This is a genomic window from Aureitalea marina (genome assembly GCF_002943755.1).
Taxonomy (GTDB): Bacteria; Bacteroidota; Bacteroidia; order Flavobacteriales; family Flavobacteriaceae; genus Aureitalea; species Aureitalea marina.
Genome location: NZ_MQUB01000001.1, coordinates 2,594,263 through 2,620,747, shown reverse-complemented (window position 1 = coordinate 2,620,747; position 26,485 = coordinate 2,594,263). Strand labels below are relative to the sequence as shown.

The window sequence follows — 26,485 nt, the reverse complement described above, 5'->3', positions numbered from 1 at the left end:
CAAGTAAACTTTCTTGGCTACATATAAAACATTGCGTAATAACTGTACTGTATTTTTAAATAACATTATTACCGGTTGCATAAGCAGGTAAAGTTGGTTTTGTTTGGGAGAACTAATATGCCAAGAAAAATCATTCCACACGATGATCTGCATATTTTTTCGATGAAATGCACGTTTTTTTAACATTTGAGACAGAAAATCGCCTGTTTTCCGATTTAAACGTGCTTAGAAACTAATTAGAATTGCATCTCGGGGACGGAAGCCGGTATCACCAAATCCCCTGCCGTTGCGGCCTGAATTTCTTCGACGCTAACCCCCGGAGCTCGTTCCATCAGGTGGAATTTATTCTCCCTGACCTCCAGCACTGCCAGGTTAGTGACGATCTTCTTGACACAATTAACCCCGGTAAGCGGTAAACTACATTCCGACAGTAACTTGGACGCTCCCGCCTTATTGGTGTGCATCATGGCAACGATGATGTTCTCTGCAGAGGCTACCAAGTCCATGGCGCCTCCCATACCTTTGACCATCTTTCCTGGGATCTTCCAGTTGGCGATGTCTCCATTTTGAGCGACCTCCATGGCGCCTAATATGGTCAGGTCTACATGCTGCCCACGGATCATAGAAAAACTCATTGCAGAGTCAAAGAACGAGGCTCCCGGTAAAGCAGTGATGGTTTGCTTACCCGCATTGATCAGATCTGGATCTTCTTCTCCCTCATACGGGAAAGGCCCCATCCCCAAAACACCATTCTCGCTCTGGAATTCTACCTCGATATCGTTGCGCACAAAGTTGGCCACCAAGGTCGGTATCCCGATGCCCAGGTTAACGTAATAACCATCTTTGACTTCTCTCGCGATTCGCTGTGCGATCTGATTCTTATCCAATGCCATCAGGAACGTTTTCGAACGGTTAATTGCTCAATTCTCTTTTCGTAATGTGCTCCCTGGAAAATTCGCTTCACAAAGATCCCGGGAATGTGAATGAAGTTGGGATCCAATTCTCCAACTGGGACCAACTCCTCTACTTCGGCCACAGTTATCTTAGCAGCCCCACACATATTGGGGTTAAAGTTTCGCGCAGATCCCTTGAAAATGAGATTCCCAGCCGCATCGCCCTTCCAAGCCTTGACAAAGGCAAAATCCGCTTCGAAAGCCTTTTCCATCACATACATCTTATCTCCAAATTTGCGCGTCTCCTTGCCTTCTGCTACCTCGGTACCGTAGCCTGCTGGAGTATAGAATGCAGGTATTCCGCTCTGGGCTGCCTGACACCGCTGGGCTAGCGTCCCTTGCGGAATGAGTTCCACTTCCAATTCGCCACTGAGCATCTGGCGTTCGAACTCGGCATTTTCCCCTACATAAGACGAGATCATCTTCTTGATCTGACGCTGCTGCAACAACAAACCTAAGCCAAAGTCATCTACTCCGGCATTGTTAGAAACACAAGTCAGGTCTTTCACTCCTCTTCTGACAAGTTCCGCTATGGAATTTTCAGCAATTCCACTTAACCCGAACCCGCCGAACATGAAGGTCATTCCATCTGCTACCCCTTCGCAGGCAGCATGAACATCTGCTACTGTCTTATTGATCACTTAATTGAAGTTTGCCGTTAAATTACAAAAGAATAACGGGGCGGGAAAGTCTGAAAAAGAGCTATTCTAAAAGTCGAATTCGTCCGGTATTTCCGGATCGGTCGGGATACTTGTCTTGTAGCGTTCGCAGTCCGTCTCGATAGTCAGCACTTCTGGTTTGACAAATTCCTCTTTCGAGATATTCAGGTTGGGATCCGCATAACACATCTTCATGTAGATGGCCCAGATCGGAAGCGCCATGGTAGCGCCTTGACCGTATTGAGTGTCGGAAAAATGAGCCGAGCGGTCCTCTCCTCCCACCCAAACCCCTGTTGCCAGGTTGGGGACCATCCCCATAAACCAACCGTCACTGTTGTTCTGAGTTGTTCCTGTTTTCCCTGCAATGGGATTATCAAACTCGTACGGGTATCCGGTAACGGCCCTTTTGTAAACTGAATTCTGAATGGCGTAGGTGTGTCTGAGTCTAGTCCCAGACCCTCCTTCTGTGACCCCTTGTAACAGACTGGCTGTCACATAAGCTGTTTCTCCACTGACCACATCCCTGGTTTCGGGAATATTCTGATACAGTATGGTCCCGTTCTTGTCCTCTATGCGCTGGATCAAAGTGGGCTTCACATAAACCCCTTCGTTGGCAAAGGTGCTGTAGGCACCAACCATTTCGTATAGTGTCACATCCGGAGTTCCCAAGGCTATTGAGGGGACTTCCGGTATGTCGTCCGTATCCACGTCCATCTTAGCAACTAGATCAATAACTGGTTTCGGACCGACCCGGTCGATCAACCTGGCTGTGATCGTATTGACCGAATTGGCCAGTGCATTTCTCAAACTAAGCATTCCGCCGTATTCGCCCCCTACGTTCTTTGGCGTCCAGGGTTCCAAAAGACCGTACTTTCCAACCGGAATAGTCCATTGGGTATTGGGTAAAGTATCGCAGGGCGACATATGCATCTGGTCTATGGCAGTAGCGTAAACAAAAGGCTTGAAGGTCGAACCAATTTGGCGCTGGCCCGTCCTCACCATATCGTATTTGAAGTGCTTGTAATCAATTCCACCAACCCAAGCTTTGATCTCTCCAGTTTGAGGTGTCATAGACATCATGGAAGAGCGCAAGAACTGCTTGTAATAGCGAATGGAATCCATTGGGGTCATGAGGGTGTCGATATCTCCGCCCCATGAAAATATTCGCATTTGCGAAGGGGTGTTGAAGCTCTCGATGATCTCTTCTTCGGTCTTCCCCGCCTTTTTCATCTGCCGCCAGCGATCACTCCGCTTCATGGCCGATCTGAGGATAAAATTGATCTCGTCCTGAGTTACATCCAGAAAAGGCGCTGTTCTGTTGCTCTTGTTCTGACGATCGAATTCCAGTTGCAGTTTGGTCATATGGGAGTCTACAGCCATCTCTGCATACTCCTGCATGCGTGAATCCAAGGTCGTGTAGATCTTGAGGCCGTCACTGCTAATATCGTAAAGGGATCCATCCGGCTTAGGATTCTCCCGTGCCCAGGCCTTCATATATCCTCTGATGTATTCCCGGACATAGGTCCCGATACCCTCATCGTGATCCTGAGGGGTAAACTGAATATTCAAAGGCAAAGCCTGTAAAGAGTCCTTGGTCTGATCAGTAATGAATTCGTACTTGGCCATTTGAGACAACACCACATTCCTCCTATTGGTCACACCGACCGGATTACGACGCGGATTATAAAGCGAAGAGTTCTTGAACATCCCTACCAGCACGGCAGATTCCTCGATATTCAATTCCGAAGGAGCTTTATTGAAGTAAATGTTCGATGCCGATTCGATGCCGATTGCCAGGTTGAGGAAATCGTAAACATTGAAATACATAGTGATGATCTCCTCTTTGGTGTACCTGCGCTCCAAGCGTGTTGCAATAACCCATTCCTTGATCTTCTGAATTCCTCGCTGGAAGGTATTACGGGCCACATTATCTGTAAAGAACTGTTTGGCCAGCTGCTGTGTTATGGTAGAAGCCCCTCCTCGTTGTCCAAGGAAAATAAAGGCTCTGGCAGTTCCTTTTGCGTCTACTCCAGAATGTTCGTAAAATCGAATATCCTCTGTTGCGATCAGGGCATTGACCAGATGTGGAGGAAGGTCCTCATATTGAACCGGGGTCCTGTTCTCCTTAAAGAACTTCCCGATCACCTTACCGTCTTCTGAAATAATCTGTGTAGCGAGATCCTTCTCAGGATTCTCTAGGCTGGTCTCATCCGGTAGACTTCCAAATATCCCCCAAGATGCCAATAGAAACACCAACAAGATCAGAAGCACGCCGGCACCGAAAAGCTTCCAGAAAATCCGGATATTCTTCTTATCGTCATTGACTTCCTTCTTTTTCTTCTTTGTTTGGGGATTTGCCATTATTCGGGTATTGCTTCTTCTATACTGTAACCAACATCGGAAATACCGGCCAATTGACTAACGCCTTGCACCCGGTTATTATTGCGAACGGCATGGGCAACGCTCAGGCGATAGGTACCGGTCTCGGTAAACTGTATTTGCTCCTTGTACCAGAGTTTGTTGTCCTTCACCGTACCGATTCCCTTACCTAGCCACGAGCCATCCGGATTGGCCATACGATATTCCAGGGTATCCGTAATTACTTTTCCGTTTGGGAAGTCCATGGATACGATCAGGAACAAGTTACTAAAGGGATAATCATTTGTATTGCGAACATCCAGGAACAAATTATAGGTCCTATCACTTTCCAACTGGGGTAGATCGAATACGGCCGGTTGGTCCAGTGGCCAAGTGTCATCAAATGAAACGGACTCACTGAACAACACACTTTTATCACAGCCCACTAAAAGCAAAAGCAATGCCAGAATAGATATTGAACCACTATTTCTTAGATTCATGATTGCGCCGGTTGTTTCGGTTGCGGTTTCTCTTCTTCTTACGATTACGTCCTTTCTTACGTGGCTTATCGAAACGTGTTAAGCTTTCCTGGCCTACTCCATCAGAGAATAAGGCCGACGAGTCTACACTGACCTCTTCAGTGAAATCTTCCAGGTTATCTACCTCCTGGCCTTTTTTGTTCAATTGTACGATCTCCTTCACCTTGTCAATAGAGAGTTGATGCCAGTTCATACCCTCCTTTTCGTAGGCATACCACATCAGCCCTTTGAAGATATCGATCTTCTGACAACTAGCCGTCCCCCTGGAGGTTTGTAGTTTTGTATCGGTCTTGGGAAATTCCTCCAAGGCTTCCAGATAAGTATCCAGTTCGTAGTTGAGACAACACTTCAACTTACCACACTGCCCTGCCAATTTCAACGGATTCAGTGATAGTTGCTGGTATCGGGCAGAAGAGGTGTTCACTGATCGGAAATCGGTAAGCCAAGTAGAACAACAAAGCTCTCGTCCACAGGACCCGATTCCTCCTAAGCGCGATGCCTCTTGCCTGAAACCAACTTGTTTCATCTCTATACGGCAGTTGAAGGCCCTGGCCAGATCTTTGATCAATTGTCTGAAATCAACCCGCTCTTCAGCGGTGTAGTAGAAGGTCACCTTGGAGCCATCTCCCTGATATTCCACATCGCTGATCTTCATCTGCAGACCAAGCGCCATGGCAATCTGGCGGGATTCTTTCTGAACGGATTTTTCTTTGTCCCTAACCCGCTGCCATTTATCGATGTCCTTTTGAGAAGCATTACGATAGATCTTCGGCAGGCTATCCAGATCAGCCTCCTGTTTTTTCTTCTTCATCTGGACGCGGACCAATTCCCCGGTCAGCGTGACCATCCCCACATCATGGCCTGGAGATGCTTCCGTGGCAACTACATCCCCAATGCGTAGAGGAAGTTTTTCCTGATTATTGTAGAAATGTTTACGGCCGTTCTTAAACCGCACCTCCACCCCGTAGAATGGTTCTACATCGTCTGGTAGGGACATATTGGCCAACCAGTCAAAAACGGTAAGCTTGTTACAACCATCGGTACCGCAGGTTCCATTATTCCTGCATCCCTTTGGTTGTCCGTTGGGTCCGCTAGAACAGCTGGAACAACCCATATTGAAGGTATATGTGGCTCTTTACCAAGGCAAAGAGGCGTCAATTAAACTTGAATTATCAATGGCTAAAGATACCTTATTTAGCCTAAACAGATTGTTTGTATGCCAGTTTTTCTGAACGTCCCTTTCTGAAGATCTTATTACTGTTGTGCTTTCCTTTGCGCAAGGCTTTTTGCTCATTATCCGGTAAATGAATAATGTCCTGGCATTCTGAACTGCAACATCCCTCCATCTTCTGGGCGCACTCTTCACACTGTATAAACAGAAGATGACAACCTTCATTCTCACAATTGGTATGCGTATCGCAGGGTTTACCACACTGGTGGCAGTTGGAGATCACATCCTCAGAGATTCGTTCACTGCGTCTGTGATCGAAAACGAAGTTCTTTCCAATGAATTTATTCTCTAACTCCTGCTCCTTCACCTGCCGGGTGTATTCAATGATTCCCCCTTCAAGTTGGTAGACATTCTTGAATCCTTTGTGCTTGTAATAGGCACTGGCTTTTTCACATCGAATACCTCCCGTACAATACATAACAAGGTTCTTATCTTCTTTGTGTTCTTTAAGATCTTCCTCAATAATAGGAAGGGAATCCCTAAAGGTGTCTACATCCGGAGTGACAGCTCCCTTAAAATGGCCGATCTCACTCTCGTAGTGGTTGCGCATATCGACCAAAACGGTATCCGGATCGTCTATCAATGCGTTGAATTGCTCCGCCCCCACGTGTATCCCTTTATCAGTAACATCGAAGGTGTCGTCGTCCAGGCCATCGGCGACGATCTTATGCCGAACCTTGACCTTTAGCTTAAGAAAGGACTTCAGATCCTGTTCTACGGCTATGTTAAGCCTTACATCATTCAGGAAATAGATCCCGTCCATGAAATTCTTGAATTCCTGGAAATTCTTGGCCGGTACGGACAACTGACCATTGATCCCTTCTTTGGCCACATAAATGCGGCCAAGGACATCCATCTGGTCCCAAGCTATAAATAAATGATTGCGGAATAATTCCGGATTCCCGATGTGGGCGTATTGGTAAAAAGAAAGGGTCAGGCGGTCCTCACCAGCCTGCTCCAGCAGAGCTTCCCTCTCTTTTGCACTCATGGTATTGTACAGTTGCATGCTATACGATTTTAAGTGAAAAAGAAACTGAATATGGGGCAAAATTAAACTTTTCGCGCTTGTTAACAAAAATCGCCCTACATCCGGTTTTCAGGTTGTTGCCCTGATGAAGAAATAGTAATTTAGCCCTGCGACTCCCTAATTAATTTTACGTCTAATATGAGTAATGAAGCACAAGCCAAGTTAAAGGCACTAAAGTTGACACTGGACAAACTGGACAAGACCTATGGAAAAGGTACTGTCATGAAAATGGGAGATTCCGCTGTTCAGGAGGTAGAAGTGATCCCCACAGGTTCCCTGGGACTGGATATCGCACTTGGAGTTGGGGGATATCCGCGGGGTCGGGTCATTGAGATCTACGGTCCTGAATCCTCCGGTAAAACAACGCTTACCCTGCATGCGATCGCAGAAGCACAAAAAAATGGTGGAATTGCCGCCTTTATCGATGCCGAGCATGCTTTTGACCGCTACTATGCAGAGAAATTGGGGGTTGATATTGAAAACCTGATCATCTCTCAACCGGATAACGGAGAACAAGCCCTGGAGATAGCGGACAACCTGATTCGCAGTGGGGCCATCGACATCATCATCATTGACTCAGTTGCCGCCCTAACACCCCGAAGTGAAATTGAAGGGGAAATGGGAGACAGCAAGGTTGGGTTACATGCTCGTTTGATGTCCCAGGCCCTGAGAAAACTCACCGGTTCCATCAGCAAGACCAACTGTACAGTGATCTTTATCAACCAATTGCGGGAAAAGATCGGGGTCATGTTCGGAAATCCTGAAACCACTACCGGAGGTAATGCCCTTAAATTCTATTCTTCAGTGCGTCTGGATATTAGAAGATCTACCCAGATCAAGAATTCCAACAACGAGGTCATGGGTAACCGCACCCGCGTTAAGATCGTCAAAAACAAGGTGGCCCCTCCCTTTAAAATGGCAGAGTTCGACATCATGTACGGCGCAGGGATTTCCAAAGTTGGAGAGATCATCGACCTAGGAGTGGAATACGAGATCGTCAAGAAAAGTGGTTCTTGGTTCAGTTATGAGGACACCAAGCTCGGACAGGGTCGTGATGCGGTCAAATCACTTCTTCTGGACAACCCCGAATTGATGGAAGAACTGGAACAGAAGATCAAGGCGGCCATAGCAGAGAGACAGGCCTGATTTTCTACGATCGGTACGCAACCATCCACTCTGAACAGCATCTACTGCACGTAGAAACCTGGTTATTATTTTACAATCGGCCGCTATGGTATTGCGCGTCAACATATTGAGTAATAATACACGGTACTGCATTTGACTTTAGAAGAGCTCATCATAAAATGTAAGGAGCGGGATCCAAAGGCACAAGAGACCCTTTATCGAAACTATTCGGGAGTTCTTTTTGCCATTTGTCTGAAGTATTCGCCCAATTATGCGGAGGCTGAGGATAATCTACAGGATGCTTTTCTGACCATTTTCAATCGGATTGGGCAATTCAAAGGCAAAGGTTCTTTCGAAGGTTGGATCAAGCGTATTACCGTGAACACGGCCCTGCAAAAATACCGCAAGCAGAAAGTGTTCGACATTGCCAACGAGGATCAAATTCCGGAGGATGAGGTGCAAGTAGAGGATGAAGATGTTCCATTAGATTTTTTGCTGAAGATCATCCAGGAGTTACCAGACCGTTATCGACTGGTCTTTAACCTCTATGTGATGGACGGATACGCGCACAAGGAAATAGCAGAGATGCTGCAGATCAGTGATGGCACCTCCAAATCCAACCTGGCCAGAGCCAGAGGAATATTAAAGAAGAAGTTAGAAGAATATCATAACGCAAATAGCGCCTAAAGCGAATAATCCCCATAATGGGTTATGATGAAGGATAAGAAAAATATAGACCGACTGTTCACCGAAAGGTTCAAGGACTTTGAGGCTAGCCCTAGCCCCGAGGTCTGGAATCGGATTGCAGAGAAGTTGAAGGAAGAAGAGGACGATCGGAAGATTATCCCGATCTGGTGGAAATTAGCTGGAGTCGCAGCCTTGTTAGCGTTGTTATTGACGGCAGGAAAGTTCGTCTTCTTCTCCGACAGCGATGCCAGCTCACCTGTATTCGTTGAAGAGAATACCTCCCAGGAACAAATGGATACAGACGGCATAAAAATATCGGAGCCGGATTCTGAAGTGGTTCAAGTTAGCCCATCAGAAAGGGATGATTCCGAGGATGATCAAACGGAAGAGCTTACAACTGCTGTTGCCCAGGAAGAAGTGCAACCTTCCACGGATCCAAGCACAAATTTAGCGAATGACCCTAAGCCCTCGAACGCTACGAATCCTGCGTTGAAGCAACAAGATCTGGATGCTGGCACGGCAATTACTTCGACCACTGCAGTTAAGAAACAAACCAAGTCTGATGAGAAGTCAGGAGTTAATGCTGATGTAACTGCAGTTGTTACTGCTGCTCAGAACAAGAAAGACCCTCAGCAAGACCCCGCCGCACAAATCACTCCTATCGAAACGAAAACAACCGATGCCGTAGTGGGTAATGAGCCAATTGATAATTCATCGAATCTGCCGGATTCTTCCGTGAAAACAGATTTAATTATCGGAAACGAGGTAAAAGCTGAAGAAGCTGTGGCCACAACTGAAGAGCAGAAAAAAGAGGAAGAAAAACCTTCCATTTTGGATGCCATAGAAGAACAAAATGAGGCTATTGCCCGCAATCAGCAAGACAAAAAGAAAGACCGTTGGGAGGTCACTCCTAATTTGGCCCCTGTCTACTATAATTCTATAGGTTCAGGATCATCTTTGGATCCGACCTTTGCGGATAATCCCCAGACTGGTGATATCAATATGAGTTATGGGGTTCAGGTTGGCTATCAGGTAGCCGACAGGCTGACCATTCGGTCCGGAGTCAGTAATGTGGATCTGGGCTATACCACAGGTGGTGTGGAGTTGGCAACAGGCCCGGTAAGTACTGCCCTTAGGTCTGTGAACTACTCGAATCAAGGAACTGTCCTCTCTGCCTATGATGCCGGAACAATCAGACCTACTGCACCTGGAGCTGAGGATGATCCACTGTCCAATTTGACACCCAAGAGTGTTGGTGGTAACGCAGAAGTGAGTCAGAGCCTTAGCTACTTTGAGGTCCCCATGGAACTCAAATACGATGTCCTGGATTCTCGGTTTGGGATCAGTATGATCGGTGGATTCAGTACGTTGATCCTAAGCGACAATGAGATCTCGGTCAGGGATGGAGATTTTAGAAGCACGATCGGAGAGGCCAACAACCTGAACGATCTCAGCTTTTCGACCAACGTTGGTGTAGGTTTCGATTACAAATTCAGTAAGCAGATCCGGTTCGTTGTAGAACCGATGTTTAAATATCAACTCAATCCATATTCGGATTCATCCGTAAGCTTTAGACCCTATTACCTAGGGGTTTACAGCGGGTTGAGCTTCAAATTTTAGGTTAGTTTTTAGTTGGTTAAGTTTGGTTTGACCCAAACAATGATGAAAAAACCGTCCATCGCCATTGGGCGGTTTTTTAATTCCTATCCTCTTGCAGATCCCGGAGTATGGTATTCCGCACATCGTCCCTAAGGGATAATCTGTCCGAATTAGCGAGCCCAACTGTCGAAACTGGTTTATGAACCCTGACTCTTAGTTTCCCTGGGCCACCGATATAGAAAGTATCCGGTAATCGTTTTTTGTTGTCGTAGAATGTCATCGGAATAACCGGAATTTGATGTTCTATGGCCATCCGGAATGCGCCATCCTTAAAATGATCTACCAAGTCTACCGGATTATCAGGGATACCTCCCTCTGGGAAGATGCAAACACTGAGCCCGGCCTCAAGCCGCTCTTTCGAGGCCTGATAAACACCGTGTTTGCTGCGGGCATTATTCCGGTCTACCAGTATACAGGTGCGCTTATAGAAATAACCAAATAAGGGTAGCGCTGCCAATTCCTTTTTCCCTACAAAAACGAAAGGAACCGAACTAACGTGCAACATCAGCATAATATCCGTCATAGAGGTGTGATTGGCAACCAGAATGTAATTGGCCCCCTTCTTTAACTTCTGATCAAACCTGACCTTTGGGAAAAGACCCATCCCATATAAGATCATACGCGCCCAGACCCTTGCAAGCTTAAAGAAGAAAGGATACCAACTCTTGCGGGATATACTAATGGTTAGGGCAGGCAATAAGATGAGGATCACAACTCCCACCCAGATGTAGAACCAAATCCTGTACAGGCTTCCCAATATAGCTTGGATCACTTTCATGACTTGGCAAAAGTACAAGTTTGACAACAACAAATCAGGCAAATAAATTACCTTTGCGCAAACCTATTTTTCAGGCTATGGCAAGGATATTAACCGGCGTTCAAAGTACAGGAACTCCTCACTTAGGTAATCTCTTGGGGCTATTCTACCGGCCATTTCTATGGCAAACGACCCAAAGAATGACTCCTTCTTGTTTATCGCCGATATGCACTCCCTGACACAGATCAAGGATGCCGAAGAACTAAGAGGCAATACCTATAGCACGGCGGCAGCTTGGCTGGCTTGTGGGTTGAACATAGATAATACGGTATTCTATCGGCAGAGTGATATCCCTCAGGTTACGGAATTGGCTTGGTACCTGGGTTGTTTTTTCCCTTATCAGCGCCTGACTCTGGCCCATTCGTTCAAGGATAAGGCTGACAGACTGGAGGACGTCAATGCCGGACTTTTTACGTATCCCATGTTGATGGCTGCAGATATCCTGCTTTACGATGCAGATATTGTTCCAGTTGGGAAAGACCAATTGCAGCACCTAGAAATGACCAGGGATGTAGCTTCACGTATCCATGCCAAAGTTGGAGAAACCTTTGTTTTGCCAGAGGCCCAGGTACAACAAGATGCCATGCTCATTCCTGGGACGGATGGAGCTAAGATGAGTAAGTCCAAAGACAATATCATCAATATCTTTCTTCCCGAGAAACAGCTCAAGAAGCAAGTGATGGGAATACAGACCGACAGCACTCCGCTGGAAGAGCCCAAGGATCCCGATACTTGTAATGTCTTTGCCATTTATTCCTTATTAGCGGATGAAGAGCAGATTGGACAGATGCGGGAAAAATACTTGGCCGGCGGCTACGGCTATGGTCACGCCAAAAAGGAACTACTGGATCTCATCTTGATCAGGTTCTCTGACGAACGTACTTCTTTCGATCATTATATGAACAATCTGGATGAGATCGATCAGGCCTTGGCTGTAGGAGCGGAAAAAGCCAGACTGGTGGCCAATGATGTCTTGGGTAGAGTCCGATCTAAGCTAGGCTACTAAGTCAGACTGAACATTCTACTTGGCAGGGCCTTGACCAGCCCCGTCATTTCCATTTCTAAAAGTACGACCTGCAATCGTTGAGATTTCATGGATGTAGCAGTCATGATCTGATCGATGTGGGCCTTGGGATGATCCACTAAAAAATCAGCTATTTGCCTTTGGTCGGGATCGGTCAGGCTAAGATCGATTTGAGGCTTTGGACGGGATTCTTTCTCTTCCCAACCCATCAGCCGGATCAAATCTTGAGCAGAAGTAAGAACCGCAGCCTTGTTTTGTTTGATCAAATTATTGCATCCTGCACTTTTAGGGTCGTCTATCCTGCCAGGCAAGGCCATTACTTCCCGATTATAGGAATTGGCCAAACTGGCCGTAATAAGGCTCCCTCCGGTCTGTGCGGACTGTATAACAACCGTCACTTCACTCAGGCCCGCAATTATCCGGTTTCGAGAAACAAAATTCATAGGCAGAACAGATGATCCCCTGGAGTATTCGGTCAGGAACAAACCACTATTCACAAGTCTATCCTGATGAACTTTGTGAGCAACCGGGTATATCTTGTCGAAGCCATGGCCCAGGCAGGCAACCGTATCCAGACCATGGTCCAGGGCTGTCAGATGGGCATAAATATCGATTCCTTTCGCAAAACCCGAGACGATCAATGGATTGTGGGAGGTAAGCCCAGAAACAAAAGAGTCCAAAAAATTCTCGCCATAGGCACTACACTCCCTGGTTCCAACTATCGAAATCACAGGCCGATGATCGAAACGGTAACTGCCTCTGGCAAAAAGCAACAAGGGGGCATCTATACATTGACGCAGGTGATTGGGATAGTTAACATCCTGCCAATGAAGCATTTGATCCCCCGAATTAATGGTTTTCTCCAGAGTCATGTCGGCCCTATCAAGTGGACTCTTGTTGATAAACTTCTCAACGAGTTTGGGTGAAATTCCGTTAGGTAGGCCTTCATTACGAGGTATTTTATCCCAAATTTCCAAGGCCGTTCCATAGTGTGTAAGTAGCTTTCGGGCCAGTATAGTGCTAATACCCGAAATACTCTGCAAGGCCAGTGTGGCCCTGAGTTCATCCGTATTTATCATTTAGAAAATAGACTGGGGGAGTACGGATAAAGGTACAATTATGTTGTTAATAAGTAAACAGACCACTATTTGAGGTACGTTAAAAAATCCCTAAGTTTGTTCAGATGCAAATGTCAACCTACATCAGGGATCTGTTATTTCGGTACGAATGTGTGATCATTCCTGGCTTTGGCGCGCTCTTATCCAGGCACGAATCTGCAAGGATAGACAGCCAGACCAATACCTTTTACCCACCGGGTAAATCACTGTCATTTAACAGGCAGCTTCAGACCAATGATGGTTTATTGGCCAATCATCTTGCTTCTTCAGAACAATGTGAGTACGAGTTGGCCCTACAGAAGGTCAGAAACTTTGTGGGCCGCTTATCGCTTAAACTTGCGGAAGGGGAATCTGTTGAGTTTCAGCAACTGGGAAGCTTTTCAATGAACCAGGAGAAAGCCATTCAGTTTGTTCCGGACGAATCCATGAATTTCAGCACAGCATCTTTTGGCCTTGCGAGCTTTGTTTCTCCAACAATCGACAGGAGTGTTGAAGAGCATGAGGAGGTAACTTCAGAGCCTCTTCTTTTTGAACCAACCACCAGGACGGCTAGACCGTATTTGAAATACGTAGCCGTTGGCTTGATTGCCGTGATCGCTTCTGGTTTTGGAGGTTTGAAATGGTATGAAGGACAGGTAGAACAACATAATTTTGCCCAGCGGCAAGAGGCCAGCGGTATGGTAGACAGCACCATACAGGTTGCCACTTTTGTGTTTGACGAAATGCTACCTGTTACGGACGTTGCCATCGAGCGGAATACCGGCAGATATCATATTGTTGCCGGGGCCTTTAGAATTAGAGAAAATGCTGATCGCAAGGTAGACGAACTTTGGACAGCTGGTTATCACGCTCGTTATATAGGTGAAAACCGCTACGGTCTTCATCAAGTGGTTTACAACAGCTACGAGAACCGCGGCGAGGCACTGAGAGAACTCAGAAAGATCAAGTCTTCTCACAACAAAGATGCCTGGATGTTGGTCCAGAATCTCAACCCTTAATTTTCATCACATTTAGCGCTTTCCAGTTTCCCCTCCACCCGGGGATTAGCTAACTTTGCAAAAAATTGGAGTTATGAGCCCAAAAACGCCCAAAGATAGCTGCACCATCATCACGGATCTGGTGCTGCCCAGTGAGACCAACCCCATCGGAAATATGTTTGGTGGAGAACTATTGGCTCGAATGGACCGAGCGGCCAGCATAGCCGCAAGACGCCACAGTCGGCGTATCGTGGTAACAGCATCAGTAAATCATGTTGCCTTCAACAAAATGATCCCGCTTGGAAGTGTGGTTACAGTAGAGGCACGTGTTTCCAGGGCGTTTACGAGTTCCATGGAAATCTTCCTGGACGTTTGGATCGAGGATAGAGAAAGTGGTTTGAAAAGTAAGGCCAACGAAGCGATCTACACTTTTGTGGCTGTTGACGAAATGGGGCAACCGGTTAAAGTCCCACCTCTGACACCTGAGACAGATCTGGAAAAAGAACGATATGAAGCCGCGCTCAGAAGAAAACAGTTGAGCCTGGTACTAGCCGGGAAAATGAAACCGGAAAATGCGACCGAACTAAAAGCCTTGTTCCTGAGGTAAAAATTACATCCGGTATATCCAATCTGCCGGATTGAGTTTCTTGGTATTCTTATAGATAAAGAACTTTAGGGTCGCCTCATTGGTAGTTGGATGAGTAAAGACCGTTCCTATCTCCTGGTTTGTAGTGACCCGATCACCGCTTTTTACGCTGATACTGGCCAGGTTATTGTAAATGGTAATATAGTCCCCATGACGAATATAAACCGCTTTATTTGCCCCTTTTAGCTGTTGTATCCGGAACACAACCCCATTGAATACCGCCCTGGCCTTGGAATTGGCCTCGGTGGCGATCTCGACCCCACTAAAGGTTTGTTGGATCTGCGGAAACTGCGGATGACGACGGGTTCCAAAACGCTCGGTGACCACCCCGTTGCGCACCGGCCATGGAAGCTTGCCCTTGTTCGTTGTGAAATTGGCTGCTAAAGCCTTGGCTTCGGGAGTAAGGGCAAAGCGCTCTAAGGTCGTGGTAGTCGTGTTTCCCGAACTCTTGTTGGCCTCTGCAATAGCCTCGCGGATGATCGCATCGATCTGTCGTTCCAAACGGCTTGCTTCGGCTTGTTTATCCCGGATCTGACGCGTAAACCGACTTTCCTCCTGTCTTAGGCTAGCAACTAAACCTTGTTGTTGTTTACGCTCGTCTAGCAGTTTGGAACGTTCCTGTCTATTCTCAGCAATAAGGAGTTCTTTCTCATTCTTCTGTTCGATCAGACGAGTGTTTAGCATCTGCAGCTGCTCTGATTTGATCCTTATCCGCTCACCCTGGGCTTTCCGGTGCTTGGTGTACTGCTTCATATACTGCATCCGCTTATAGGCCTGCAGGAAGTTGGTACTGGAAAAGAGAAACATCAACCGGCTCTGCTGGGATTTACTTTTGTATGACTTACTGATCATACCGGCATAATCCTCTTTAAGAAGGACTAGTTCCTCGCGGAGTCTCTCCATTTCCTGGAGGTTGTCATTGATCTCCCTGGTTAGCAGATTGGCTTGCTGATTGGTTACCCGGATCAGATTTTCCCGGGCGTTGATTCGTTGATCCAGGTCCTGGACCTGGGTCAGAATGGATTTTTTCTCTCCTTGGGTTTTAAAAAGCAGGGTGTTGATCTGTTTGATCTCTTCCAGGATAGCCTGCCGTTTGGCTTCCAGTTCCTGCTGTTTCTTGGACTGCGCCTGAAGGGTAGTTAGCCCTATCAGCAAAAAGAAGAGCCCTAAGCGCCAGCCTCTGCTCATCGGCCTAGTAGGATTTCGTCATATCCCTGGGGGATGGTAAAAGGGAAGCTGACATTGACATTGAGATCGATCTTCTTGTAAACTACCTCGATCTTGGTCATGCTGATCTCGTCGGTGGAGTTAATGGTAATATCAGAAGGATAATAATCTCCTTCGATCTGTTGGTAATCGCCGTATTTTATTCTGAGGTTTCGCTTATCCTCCGGTTGGCTGAGAGTCCCGGAAACCACTTTGAAATTGTCTGGGCTCAAAAACAACGTATGGATGAAATTCTCAGGTTGCCGCTTTGGAAGTAATCGATAGGTATTCTGCATAATCGAGGAGGTATACCCCTTTTTATCCAGGCTAAAGATAGATTGCCCAAGCAGTATGGCCTGTGCCTTATCAAAGTCCAAATCAGTGCCCAGCCAATCGCTTAGCAGTCTGAAATCTCCATCAAAATAGGTGTTGGACACCTTCTCGTAGTAACTGACCCTATCTGGTGTGATCAAAACTTTGGCAATGGTGATCCCCAGCAAAGAGGCCTTGATCCAGATCTTCTCGTCTCGCTGCATCCGTAGACTGACTGTCATGCTCTGCAGCTTCTTTTCGTCCTGGTAGGTAACCAAAACCCTGGAAGCCATAGTCTCAAAGCTCGGACTGGCCTGCTGGTGAGTCTGGATGATCTTATTGACATCCATAGGTCTGAGCTCTTCCCGGGAAGTCACTTGTTTCCCAGGACCGCATGCGCTAACTATCAGCAATGCCACTATGTAGAATATCGATCTCTTCATTAATTATCCAGCTTCAATTCGGACGCCTTTCTGGCATATTCCGCGGCCTTCTTAGAATTTCCTTTTTGGTTGTAGGCAGATTCCAATTGGCGGTAAAAATCCCTTTCCATCTTAGGGTCGTCATACAGAAAGTCAAGCCCTGTCTCCAGTACCTCGATTGCTCTCTCCGGGTTCCCCATCTCTATATTGACGACTCCGTTGAGCAAATATAACAAAGGTTGGGCCGGAAAAAGCTCCAATCCATTGTTACTCAATTCCAAGGCAGGTTCAAACTCCTTAACGTCTATTTGCAACAAAAGTGTATTCTTGAGCAAAGAAAAATTGTTCGGATCCTTTTCTACACCCCGTCTGTAAAATCGGAGTGCAGATGCCCGGTCTGAACGGGATAAGTGGTAATCTCCCAGTTGCTCATAAACTTTACCATCATCCTGGCCGTCAAATTTTCCGATCACCTTATCCAATTCGGATTGCATCTCCGGATGCTTCCCTACATAGGTCAGAAAGTCGTTGAGTACTTTGAATTTATTCTCCTTATCGATCTGTGAAGACGAAAAGATAACGTCCATAGAGAGCATGGCCTGGTCCGCCTGTCCTTTGTCCAGGTAAAATTTATAGAGGGCCAGATGAACGAGTTCAGATTTTGGAATTTGCCGTTGTAATTCGAGGGCCGTCTGGAAGGCCTTTTCAGTCTTACCCTCCTCGCTATAGAGATAGATTAGGTTTAGATAATCTTGTTCGTTCTTACTGCTCTTATCGATCTTGCCTTCCAGGCTGGAGATAGCTCCTTCCTTATCTCCGGTAACCTTATAGATCTGTCTTCTCAGGGCATTTCTGTAGGCGCTCTCCCCCCATTTTAAATCCAGTTCGTCCAAAAGCTCCAAAGCCTGGGGGTATTCTTTAGTCCTAACCAGTAAGTTGGCCAGATCTTCTTTATAGTCCTCATCGTAACGGATAAGCTGTCTTACCAGCGGAACCGCCTTGTCGTAATCCTTTTGTTGATAGTACACATCATAAAGGGCCTCCATGACGTCCAGTTGTTCTACTTTGATCTCCAGGACCTGCTTATAGGTGACCTCAGCTTCGTCATACCGCTTTAGAGCCGCATAGTTCTTTCCGCGCTCAAAATAGACCACGGCTAGTTGATCGGGCTCATCCTGGGCCTCATTTTGAGCCCTCTGTAAAGCGTTTAAGGCAAGTTCATAGTTCTCGATGCCCTTTTGCTTAAGAGCTTCAAAAAAATTGGTCTGGAAAGCGTCAGTAACATCTCCCAAATCATCTTCCCGCTCCTCGTCCTGGGCATAACCCAGGCTCGTCGCCAGTAAAACAATCAGAAAGAATAACCGCTTCATTTTTATTCGAGTTTTGAATAATCCCCTATACTGATCCGGGTGAAGTTTCCATCAAAATAGGCATGGTTCCCGATCATAGCTTGGTCTAAAGTAGCGTTTTTAACGGTGGAGCTCGATTGGATTATCGAATTTTTAACGTGGCTATCGTAGATCTTAGTATTGGGGCCGATGGACACATTTGGGCCTACAACACTATTTTCTAAAAGAACTCCTTCGGCAATGTAGCAAGGAGGAATAACTTGGGAGAGATGGTTAATGGCCTTATCGGAGACCAATTCTTCCCCATCCGCCTGTCTAAATGCGAGCATCTTGGAATTGGTCTCGATGGTCACATCCTTGTTGCCACAGTCCATCCATTCGTCTACGGTACCAGTCTTGAAGACCTTCCCAGCCGCCATCATTCGTTTTATTCCGTCATTTATCTGGTACTCTCCTCCATGGATGATATCATTCTCCAATACATATCGAAGTTCATCTCGAAGTTCTGATACTTCCTTGAAATAATAGATCCCGATCACGGCCTGATCCGATACAAACTCCTGCGGTTTCTCTACAAGTTCGACGATCTCTTCTCGCTGATTCAGGTTGACCACTCCATAAGCCTGAGGATTAGGAACCTTTTTGGTCCAGATCACACTATCAGCATCTTGGTCCAACTGAAAGCTAGCCCTGATAAGGGTGTCGGCATAAGCGATCACTGCCGGACCAGAAAGAGAAGGTTCTGCACACATAATGGCATGCCCGGTACCCTTGGGATCCAACTGTCTGTAAATGGACGGTTTTGCCCCTAGCGATCTGGCCAGAGCCCGCAGGCTCTCCACCACCTCATCACCAAAAAAGGCAGGGTCTCCCAGGATGAAGGCAATTTCTTCTATGGGCTCTTCCAACAAACGAGCAATATCCTTAACCAATCGATGGACGATGGGTTCTCCGGCAACAGGAACAAGTGGCTTAGGAACGGTAAGGGTATGAGGCCGAAGTCTGGAACCTCTTCCGGCCATAGGTACGATGATTTTCATGTTGATTCTTTGTTGTTATTGTTGACCAGTACTTCCAAAACCGCCGGCTCCTCGCTCGGTCTGTGAAAGTTCACCGACCTCTTCCCATTCTGCTCTTTCATGACGAGCGATAACCATTTGAGCAATTCTATCCCCATTGTTAATCTCGAAGACATCCTGGGACAGATTGACCAGGATGACCCCGATCTCGCCGCGATAATCGGCATCGATGGTGCCGGGCGCATTTAAAACAGTTATTCCTTTTTTAGCCGCTAGTCCACTACGCGGTCTGATCTGAGCCTCAGTTCCTCGAGGTAATTCAAGAAAAAGTCCTGTTTTGATCACTGTTCTCTCCAATGGTTTAAGACTTACTGACTCCTCTATTGATGCTCTGAGGTCCATCCCTGCGGAATCCAGAGTTTCGTAGGCTGGTAAGGGATGCTGTGATCTGTTAATGATCTTGATATTCATGCAATTAGGGTAAGAACGGCCTTGGGGCCATGGTTTGAGACAAAAATACCAATAATGACTCGGTTAAAACAGGCTTGGGAAGAAGATTGCAAACAACCCAATTAACAATGGGAACGGACAAGAATTAGTTGTCGTTATCGTATCGACCTCCCTGACTGGGATAGGCCAAAAGCGGTCTTTTCTCAAGGTCTGCTAGTAGAACAAAATAGGATTCTCCTCTAAAGGAATAACTAAGAACCATTTCATCTTCCTCCAATTCGAAAGGAAAACTGAAAGGGGGTGTGTTCTGAGCCTCCTGGCGACTTTCCCCATCCATGATCACATCCCTGGCCTCTTCCTTGTAACTTCCCGTAAACAGATCCGGGTTGTTCTGATCAATTCTGGCCCGTACGACCTGCTCCCGGAAGAACATCTCGCCTATTCTTACATCTTCCGTCATCTCTTCCAAGATAACCCCAAGATGCATCCCTTTACCACCATTCTTTGTGCCAGCCACCCAAGGCTGATAATATGCCGAGACGACAGTAAAAGGAGGATTCTCCTCGAATGGGACGGCCTGATCGTTATTCTTACCACCCGCACATGCGAGCAAGAATAATGAAATTGTAGCAAAGAATTTTGATAATAATCTCAACTGGAGATGTGATTTGCTACGAATCTAATCAAAAGCCCAGAAATAAAAAAGCCCATCCGAAGGGATGGGCTTTTGATATAAAGTGTTGTCAAACTTATCCGGCCAGTGCTTCTGCTCCACCAACGATCTCGAGGATCTCGCCGGTAATTGCAGCTTGCCGTGCCTTGTTGTATTCCAATGTAAGGGAAGCTTTAAGTTCGCCTGCATTATCTGTCGCCTTATGCATGGCCGTCATCCTTGCGCCGTGCTCACTGGCCACACTATCACGAATGGCTTTGAATAGCTGAGTCTTCAAACTCTTTGGGATGAGTTCCTCAACGATCTCTTCCTTAGAAGGTTCAAACAAATAATCGATCTGAGCGGTTCCTTCTCCGGCCTCGGCTGGCACAATTGGAAGGAATTGTTCGTTCATCACGATCTGAGTTGCAGCGTTCTTAAACTTATTATAGATCAGCACTACCTGGTCTACTTTGTTCTCTGCATAAAGCTGCATGATCTCCTCCGCTACTTCTGATACAGACTCAAAGCTTAGGTTATCGAAGATGGCCGCATGGTCACTCACAATATCCTCTGTCTTTCGCAGGATGTCATTCCCCTTTTTACCAATAGTCAAAACAGAAACTTCTACTCCTCCCATATCTTCGGAGATAGTTCGCTTGGTCTCTTTGACGATATTGGAGTTGAATGCACCGGCCAAACCACGATTAGAGGTGATCGGTACGAGCAGGACCCGTTTTACCTCTCTCTGCTCTGCAAAAACACTTCCGCTATCACCATCCAGGGTCGCAGACAGATTTTGAAGCAGAGTGGTCAAGGTCTCAGCATATGGCCTCATTGCAGTAATCGCATCCTGGGCTTTCTTCAGCTTAGCAGCAGATACCATTTTCATGGCACTGGTGATCTGCATGGTTGATCCCACGGACGAAATTCGATTTCTGATCTCTTTTAAGTTCGCCATTGTTATTTCAACTTTTCCAAAGACCTGGGCCTTCGGGTTAGCAACAATTTAGTTTATCCAGCGTACTGCTTGGACAAGTCTCCGGCAACCTGGGTCAAAGTATCAGTTACTTCGTCCGTTAGTTTTCCGGCTTTCAAAGTATCCAAGGTTCCACGGTGCTTGGCATTAAGCACTTCGATATAATCGCGCTCAAATTCCTTTACTCGTTCAACAGGTACATCTCTAAGCAGGTTCTTTGAACCAGCATAGATGATCGCGATCTGATCTTCTACGGTAAATGGATCATTCTGATTTTGCTTCAGGATCTCCACGTTACGCTTTCCTTTGGAAATAACGTTCATGGTAGCGGCATCCAGGTCAGAACCAAATTTGGCAAAGGCCTCCAGCTCACGATACTGAGCCTGGTCCAACTTCAAGGTACCAGCAACTTTCTTCATGGACTTGATCTGGGCAGATCCACCCACACGCGATACAGAGATACCAACGTTGATCGCAGGACGTACCCCAGAGTTGAACAGGTCAGACTCTAGGAAGATCTGTCCATCGGTAATGGAGATCACGTTAGTAGGGATATAAGCAGAAACATCACCAGCCTGAGTTTCGATAATTGGAAGAGCAGTCAATGATCCTCCACCTTTCACTTTGTCTTTAAGAGAAGCAGGAAGGTCGTTCATATCCTTGGCGATCTGGTCGTCATTGATCACTTTGGCCGCACGCTCCAGTAGACGAGAGTGTAGGTAGAAAACGTCTCCAGGATAGGCCTCACGTCCCGGTGGACGACGAAGCAACAGGGATACCTCGCGGTAGGCAACGGCCTGCTTGGACAGATCATCATAAATGATAAGTGCAGGACGTCCAGTGTCACGGAAGTACTCACCGATAGCAGCTCCGGCAAAAGGAGCGTACACCTGCATAGGAGCAGGATCGGAAGCGTTAGCCGCAACGATGGTTGTATAAGCCAAGGCGCCTTTCTCTTCCAGGATACGGGCGATGTTAGCTACTGTAGATGCCTTCTGTCCTACTGCAACATAGATACAGTAAACTGGCTCTCCAGCATCGAAGAATTCTTTCTGGTTGATGATGGTATCGATACAAACCGTAGTCTTACCAGTTTGACGGTCACCAATCACCAATTCCCGCTGGCCTCTTCCGATCGGGATCATGGCGTCTACAGACTTAATACCCGTCTGTAGTGGCTCATTTACCGGTTGACGGAAGATTACCCCAGGGGCTTTTCTTTCCAATGGCATTTCGAAGGTTTCACCGGAGATTGGCCCTTTACCGTCGATAGGCTCACCCAAGGTGTTAACCACACGTCCAACAATTCCTTCTCCTACATTGATGGAGGCAATACGCTGAGTTCGCTTTACAGTAGCACCTTCTTTGATGTCTGTTGATGCTCCAAGTAGTACTACCCCAACATTGTCTTCTTCCAGGTTCAATACGATTGCTTCTAGTCCGTTCTCAAACTCTACCAATTCCCCGTACTGGGCATTGGATAGTCCATAAACACGAGCAATACCGTCACCAACAGTTAGTACGGTACCTACTTCATCCAATGAAGCGCTGGCTTCAAATCCTGAAAGTTGTTGCTTTAAGATCGCTGAAACTTCAGCTGGTTTAACTTCTGCCATTTTCTTGTTCTATTTAGAATGATCTGCTTAACCTGCAGATCTGAGGTTACAAACTTTTACTAAATTCTCTTTTCAGACTTCCCAATTGATTAGCGATACTCGCATTGTACTGCAGGTCACCAACTCGGAGAATAAATCCTCCGATTATAGATGGGTCAATTTTATTTTCGATGGTCACGTTATTACTACCGGTCAGTTCACATACTTTATTAAGCACTTCCTTCTCCAGGCCTTCGCTCAACTCCACGGCGGTTGTAACATGAGCTACCTGAATACCCTTTTCCTCGTTATACAGGTCAATGTAACGGGCGGCCACATAGCGCAAGGCTTGCATACGCTCGTTGATGGCCAAGACCCTGAATAAATCCTGAGTCAAAGAAGCAGAATTGGAAAAGATCTTTTCCAATGCTTCTTTCTTATCGTCGATCTTGATGACCGGGCTCTGTAACATCAGGCGCAGTTCCTTACTGCCGTCTATGGTTTGGGCAATGCTCTGCATGTCCGTAAAGACCGCATCCTGAACCCCGGCCTCTTGTGCCTGATCCAGAATTGCTTTGGCGTATCTTCCTGCTACTTTACTTCCGCTCATGGGACTCTTAGTTTAACTTGGCGTCACCAAGCATATTCTCAACCAATTTGAGTTGCTTGTCCTTATCAGCCAATTCTGTTTTAACCACTTTCTCCGCAATGTCAACAGAAAGTGCAGCAACCTGATTCTTCAACTCGGCCATGGCACCTTTCTTCTCGTTCTCGATAGCGGCTTGTGCTTGGGCGATCATCTTATCGGCAGCATCCTTGGCCTCGTCCTTGGCGTCAGAGATCATCTTGGTCTTCAGCTCACGAGCTTCTTTCAACATAGTTTCACGCTCTGCACGAGCCTCCTTAAGGATACGCTCGTTGTCGGCTGTCAGATTCTCCATTTCCTTTTTGGCATTCTCCGCGGCGGCCAAGGCATCCTCGATAGACTGCTCTCTGTCGTTAACGGATTTCAGAATGGGTTTCCATGCGAACTTGCGCAACAGGAACAACAGGACCAAAAACGAGAGGGTGGTCCAGAAAAGTAATCCAACATCAGGGGTAACTAAATCCATATCTCTTTTATCGTGTAATCTTTAATGAAACAAAAAGGGAAAGTGGCGCAACCAACCGTTGCGCCAGATTTCCTTACTTAATAAGTGATACAACCACCGCGAAAAGCGCAACCGCTTCCACGAAGGCCAGGATTACGATCGCAGATCCTTGGATCTTACCTTGCATCTCTGGTTGACGAGCAATGGCGTCCATTGCAGATCCTCCAATTTTACCAATACCGATACCGGCACCGATTGCAGCAAGTCCGGCTCCGATCGCAGCAAATGCACCGTAATCTACGGCGGCAGCTGCTTCCTGTAACAATGCTAAACTCATAGTGTTTATTATTAAAGATTAATTAATGTTCGTGTTCTTCTAATGCCGACCCGATATACAGGGCAGACAACAGGGTAAATATGTAGGCCTGGATGGCGACAACCAGCACCTCGATCACGCTGATGAATACCGAGAAGAAGATGGAAGCAGGTGCCACCCATACACTCTTAGCGATAAAGATCAAGGAGATCAAACTCAATACGATAATGTGCCCGGCCGTGATATTCGCGAATAAACGGATCATCAGGGAAACAGGCTTGATAAAGATCCCCATGAATTCGATGGGGGCCAGGAATATTTTCATCGGAACAGGAAGACCGGGCATCCAGAAGATGTGCTCCCAATAATTCTTGTTTCCGTTTACTGTAGTAATTATAAAGGTGATCAGGGCCAAAACCAAGGTAAAGGCAATATTACCACTCAGGTTAGCGCTGAAGGGGAAGAATGGGATCAGCCCCATCAGGTTGTTGATCCAGATAAAGAAGAAAAGGGTCAACAAAAAAGGCAGGAAGCGACGGTAGTGCTTCTCTCCTATATTAGGTATAGCTACCTCATCACGAATAAAGACAACCAGAGGCTCAGTGAACTTGGCGATGCCTTTTGGGACTCCATTGCTTTTATAACACTTGGCTGATAATCCGAAGATCAAGATCAACAGTATCATGGATAGAAACATGGAAAACACCAGCTTGGTGATCGACAGATCCAGTGGAGCAATATTCAGGGCGTGTCCTGTTTCGTCCAGGGTCACATAACTTCCATCCTTGCCTGCCTCAGCATTGGCTACATAAATGGTCTCATGATGCTTTACTAAACGAAGGCCGTTCTTTTCTACAATGTAGCTTCCTGTATCATCGTGATGAAACTCACTGGACATAAAGGTCACCAGTCCGTTGTCTGTCCAAAGTATTACCGGTAGTGGTATAGATATCGCATGCCCATCCCAATCCATGATGTGAAAATCGTGGGTGTCACCGATGTGGTGCATGATGGTTTCCGAGACATTAAATTCTTCCCCTTCGGTAGATTTGGAAGTTGCAAAAGCAGGTGAGCTGATCAGGCTAATAAAAATCCCTAGAAGAAGGATTTTAAGAGAGCGGAAATTTTCTGTTTTCAAAGTCGTTCTTTTGCGTTCCTGAAATTCGGTGCAAAAATACTAATACTAAATGAATTGACAAACTAAAAACTATTTTGATTCAAGCTTCTGAAAAAAAACGTTTAACGTCCAGATTTCAAAGGCTAGGAAGAAAAAATAGGGAATAAAAAAATTGATCACATCGACCTTGGGATTTACCGCCTTTCCAAAGAAAAGTGGTAGTAGAAAAACGATGGCCAAAAGCATCTTGACCAGGGTGAGGATCATAAACAGTTTGTAGCCTGTTTTGTACCCCTTGCTAACCTTTAAAATCACAATAGAAAGCACCACTATCACCATCAAAACATTAAAGATGTAGATCACCGGTAAGGAGAAGTAAGTGGGCAAATCCAGAAAGAACTGATAGATCACATACCAGTGAACTCCGAATAGGACTACAGCCAGTGCCAGGAATTTCAATAAAGAATTGATCAATGCTCTCATGATGCAGGTTTATCCGGTCCTTTACCAGGTCTGTTCACTTGGCGAATCACGTAGTACATGGCCAATCCAACTGATAGCAAGCTCCCAATGACGGTATAAAGACTGTATTGATTGGGATACATCTCATCCAATTTTAAACCTCCGTAAGTACCTATCAGGATGATGGCTATCATTTGGAAGGCAATCCCCGAAAAACGGGCGTAAGCATTGAGCCTACTGTTCCGCTTTGGTCTTTTGGATGCGTTTGGATCGGTCAAAAGGGTGTGATTTTTCTTGCCGGTTGTCAGATGCTACCTGGTTGGTATCAGTTACACTGGCCTTAGGTGCTTTTCCATCCAGCATTTTACAGGTCGCATTAAAAGTAGCACCCGGCTCAACTGCCAATTTCCCAACGATCACATCACCCTGGATATGAGCAGAAGACTTTAGCGATAGGGTTCCGGCAACTTCCAGATTGCCTTCAAAGCGGCCTTCTATATCGGCGTCCTGGCAGATCATCTTACCTACAATAACCCCGGTCTTCCCTAAAACAATTTTAGACGGATTGGTTATGTTGCCCTCTATCCTTCCGTCAATTCTGAAGAAACCGCTGGAAACGATATCTCCTTTTAATTTGGTCCCTTCGTTAATTCTGTTTTGACTTGCTGCTTGTTCCATAGTCCTCTTGTTTTTGT

General features: G+C 46.3%; 28 protein-coding genes and 1 pseudogene. 6 read left to right on the top strand and 23 right to left on the bottom strand.

From position 1 onward, the window contains the following. Window positions 1–236: 236 nt before the first annotated feature. The 6 genes from BST85_RS11995 to trhO all read right to left on the bottom strand — a co-directional run bounded on the left by BST85_RS11995 (window position 237) and on the right by trhO (window position 6,746). Window positions 237–893 (bottom strand): CoA transferase subunit B, encoded by a 657-nt coding sequence (locus BST85_RS11995; RefSeq protein WP_104813474.1) that lies wholly within the window; start codon window positions 891–893, stop codon window positions 237–239. Then, on the bottom strand, window positions 893–1,594 hold the full coding sequence (locus tag BST85_RS11990) for a CoA transferase subunit A (RefSeq protein ID WP_104813473.1): 702 nt from the start codon (window positions 1,592–1,594) through the stop codon (window positions 893–895). Before BST85_RS11990 ends, BST85_RS11995 begins: the two co-directional genes overlap by 1 nt. 66 nt (window positions 1,595–1,660) lie before the next feature. After that, a complete protein-coding gene (locus tag BST85_RS11985) occupies window positions 1,661–3,973 on the bottom strand; it encodes a penicillin-binding protein 1A (RefSeq protein WP_104813472.1) in 2,313 nt (770 codons plus the stop codon). Next, a complete protein-coding gene (locus BST85_RS11980) occupies window positions 3,973–4,470 on the bottom strand; it encodes a gliding motility lipoprotein GldH (RefSeq protein WP_104813471.1) in 498 nt (165 codons plus the stop codon). Before BST85_RS11980 ends, BST85_RS11985 begins: the two co-directional genes overlap by 1 nt. Continuing rightward, window positions 4,454–5,623: a PSP1 domain-containing protein gene (locus tag BST85_RS11975; RefSeq protein ID WP_104813470.1), complete on the bottom strand. Its 1,170-nt coding sequence runs from the start codon at window positions 5,621–5,623 to the stop codon at window positions 4,454–4,456. Before BST85_RS11975 ends, BST85_RS11980 begins: the two co-directional genes overlap by 17 nt. A gap of 85 nt (window positions 5,624–5,708) precedes the next feature. Further along, on the bottom strand, window positions 5,709–6,746 hold the full coding sequence (gene trhO / locus BST85_RS11970; protein ID WP_104813469.1) for an oxygen-dependent tRNA uridine(34) hydroxylase TrhO: 1,038 nt from the start codon (window positions 6,744–6,746) through the stop codon (window positions 5,709–5,711). Between the two features lie 159 nt (window positions 6,747–6,905). Here trhO and recA point away from each other — a divergent pair, with 159 nt between their 5' ends. The 3 genes from recA to BST85_RS11955 all read left to right on the top strand — a co-directional run bounded on the left by recA (window position 6,906) and on the right by BST85_RS11955 (window position 10,199). Continuing rightward, window positions 6,906–7,913, top strand: a complete 1,008-nt coding sequence (recA, locus tag BST85_RS11965; RefSeq protein WP_104813468.1) for a recombinase RecA — start codon at window positions 6,906–6,908, stop codon at window positions 7,911–7,913. Between the two features lie 132 nt (window positions 7,914–8,045). Then, window positions 8,046–8,579: an RNA polymerase sigma factor gene (locus BST85_RS11960; protein ID WP_104813467.1), complete on the top strand. Its 534-nt coding sequence runs from the start codon at window positions 8,046–8,048 to the stop codon at window positions 8,577–8,579. Between the two features lie 24 nt (window positions 8,580–8,603). Then, window positions 8,604–10,199, top strand: coding sequence for an outer membrane beta-barrel protein (locus BST85_RS11955; RefSeq protein WP_104813466.1), 1,596 nt, complete (start codon window positions 8,604–8,606; stop codon window positions 10,197–10,199). 76 nt (window positions 10,200–10,275) lie between these two features. Here the strand turns inward: BST85_RS11955 and BST85_RS11950 are convergent, their stop codons facing one another. Further along, complete coding sequence (locus tag BST85_RS11950; protein WP_104813465.1) at window positions 10,276–11,016, bottom strand: lysophospholipid acyltransferase family protein; 741 nt, start codon at window positions 11,014–11,016, stop codon at window positions 10,276–10,278. A gap of 77 nt (window positions 11,017–11,093) precedes the next feature. On the opposite strand from BST85_RS11950, the pseudogene trpS reads away from it, so the two are divergent. Further along, window positions 11,094–12,061: pseudogene (trpS, locus tag BST85_RS11945) on the top strand (tryptophan--tRNA ligase). Here the strand turns inward: trpS and dprA are convergent. After that, the gene (dprA, locus tag BST85_RS11940) at window positions 12,058–13,158 is read right to left on the bottom strand and encodes a DNA-processing protein DprA (protein ID WP_104813464.1); all 1,101 of its coding nucleotides are present in this window, start codon (window positions 13,156–13,158) and stop codon (window positions 12,058–12,060) included. The pseudogene trpS and the gene dprA overlap by 4 nt on opposite strands. Before the next feature lie 104 nt (window positions 13,159–13,262). On the opposite strand from dprA, the gene BST85_RS11935 reads away from it, so the two are divergent. Together BST85_RS11935 and BST85_RS11930 are read left to right on the top strand one after the other, a co-directional pair. Continuing rightward, window positions 13,263–14,195, top strand: coding sequence for an HU domain-containing protein (locus tag BST85_RS11935; RefSeq protein WP_104813463.1), 933 nt, complete (start codon window positions 13,263–13,265; stop codon window positions 14,193–14,195). Between the two features lie 73 nt (window positions 14,196–14,268). Continuing rightward, window positions 14,269–14,781, top strand: coding sequence for an acyl-CoA thioesterase (locus BST85_RS11930; protein WP_104813462.1), 513 nt, complete (start codon window positions 14,269–14,271; stop codon window positions 14,779–14,781). A gap of 3 nt (window positions 14,782–14,784) precedes the next feature. On the opposite strand, the gene BST85_RS11925 is transcribed toward BST85_RS11930, so the two are convergent. From BST85_RS11925 to BST85_RS11855, 15 genes are all read right to left on the bottom strand, one after another. Then, the gene (locus tag BST85_RS11925; protein WP_104813461.1) at window positions 14,785–16,008 is read right to left on the bottom strand and encodes a murein hydrolase activator EnvC family protein; all 1,224 of its coding nucleotides are present in this window, start codon (window positions 16,006–16,008) and stop codon (window positions 14,785–14,787) included. Continuing rightward, window positions 16,005–16,781 (bottom strand): lipoprotein insertase outer membrane protein LolB1, encoded by a 777-nt coding sequence (gene lolB1, locus BST85_RS11920; protein ID WP_104813460.1) that lies wholly within the window; start codon window positions 16,779–16,781, stop codon window positions 16,005–16,007. The genes BST85_RS11925 and lolB1 overlap by 4 nt, the downstream gene beginning before the upstream one ends. Then, window positions 16,781–18,130 carry a tetratricopeptide repeat protein gene (locus tag BST85_RS11915; RefSeq protein ID WP_104813459.1) on the bottom strand — a complete coding sequence of 450 codons (1,350 nt, stop codon included), beginning with the start codon at window positions 18,128–18,130 and terminating at the stop codon, window positions 16,781–16,783. Before BST85_RS11915 ends, lolB1 begins: the two co-directional genes overlap by 1 nt. A 2-nt stretch (window positions 18,131–18,132) precedes the next feature. After that, window positions 18,133–19,149: a sugar phosphate nucleotidyltransferase gene (locus BST85_RS11910; protein WP_104813458.1), complete on the bottom strand. Its 1,017-nt coding sequence runs from the start codon at window positions 19,147–19,149 to the stop codon at window positions 18,133–18,135. A gap of 15 nt (window positions 19,150–19,164) precedes the next feature. After that, the gene (dut, locus tag BST85_RS11905; protein WP_104813457.1) at window positions 19,165–19,599 is read right to left on the bottom strand and encodes a dUTP diphosphatase; all 435 of its coding nucleotides are present in this window, start codon (window positions 19,597–19,599) and stop codon (window positions 19,165–19,167) included. A 124-nt stretch (window positions 19,600–19,723) separates the two neighbouring features. Further along, the gene (locus BST85_RS11900) at window positions 19,724–20,233 is read right to left on the bottom strand and encodes a hypothetical protein (protein WP_146090716.1); all 510 of its coding nucleotides are present in this window, start codon (window positions 20,231–20,233) and stop codon (window positions 19,724–19,726) included. A gap of 94 nt (window positions 20,234–20,327) precedes the next feature. Further along, window positions 20,328–21,191, bottom strand: a complete 864-nt coding sequence (atpG, locus tag BST85_RS11895) for an ATP synthase F1 subunit gamma (protein WP_104813455.1) — start codon at window positions 21,189–21,191, stop codon at window positions 20,328–20,330. A gap of 53 nt (window positions 21,192–21,244) precedes the next feature. Beyond that, window positions 21,245–22,825, bottom strand: coding sequence for a F0F1 ATP synthase subunit alpha (gene atpA, locus BST85_RS11890; RefSeq protein ID WP_104813454.1), 1,581 nt, complete (start codon window positions 22,823–22,825; stop codon window positions 21,245–21,247). A gap of 46 nt (window positions 22,826–22,871) precedes the next feature. Continuing rightward, window positions 22,872–23,414: an ATP synthase F1 subunit delta gene (gene atpH / locus BST85_RS11885; protein ID WP_104813453.1), complete on the bottom strand. Its 543-nt coding sequence runs from the start codon at window positions 23,412–23,414 to the stop codon at window positions 22,872–22,874. Window positions 23,415–23,421: 7 nt separating this feature from the next. Continuing rightward, a complete protein-coding gene (locus BST85_RS11880; protein ID WP_104813452.1) occupies window positions 23,422–23,916 on the bottom strand; it encodes a F0F1 ATP synthase subunit B in 495 nt (164 codons plus the stop codon). Window positions 23,917–23,989: 73 nt separating this feature from the next. Continuing rightward, window positions 23,990–24,232 (bottom strand): ATP synthase F0 subunit C, encoded by a 243-nt coding sequence (atpE, locus tag BST85_RS11875; RefSeq protein ID WP_104813451.1) that lies wholly within the window; start codon window positions 24,230–24,232, stop codon window positions 23,990–23,992. A 22-nt stretch (window positions 24,233–24,254) separates the two neighbouring features. After that, window positions 24,255–25,349: a F0F1 ATP synthase subunit A gene (gene atpB, locus BST85_RS11870; RefSeq protein ID WP_104813450.1), complete on the bottom strand. Its 1,095-nt coding sequence runs from the start codon at window positions 25,347–25,349 to the stop codon at window positions 24,255–24,257. Window positions 25,350–25,418: 69 nt separating this feature from the next. After that, entirely contained in the window at window positions 25,419–25,811 is a 393-nt protein-coding gene (locus tag BST85_RS11865; protein ID WP_146090715.1) for a hypothetical protein, read from the bottom strand. Beyond that, on the bottom strand, window positions 25,808–26,068 hold the full coding sequence (locus BST85_RS11860; protein ID WP_281259716.1) for an AtpZ/AtpI family protein: 261 nt from the start codon (window positions 26,066–26,068) through the stop codon (window positions 25,808–25,810). Before BST85_RS11860 ends, BST85_RS11865 begins: the two co-directional genes overlap by 4 nt. After that, entirely contained in the window at window positions 26,025–26,468 is a 444-nt protein-coding gene (locus BST85_RS11855; RefSeq protein ID WP_245917688.1) for a bactofilin family protein, read from the bottom strand. Before BST85_RS11855 ends, BST85_RS11860 begins: the two co-directional genes overlap by 44 nt. Window positions 26,469–26,485 lie beyond the last annotated feature (17 nt).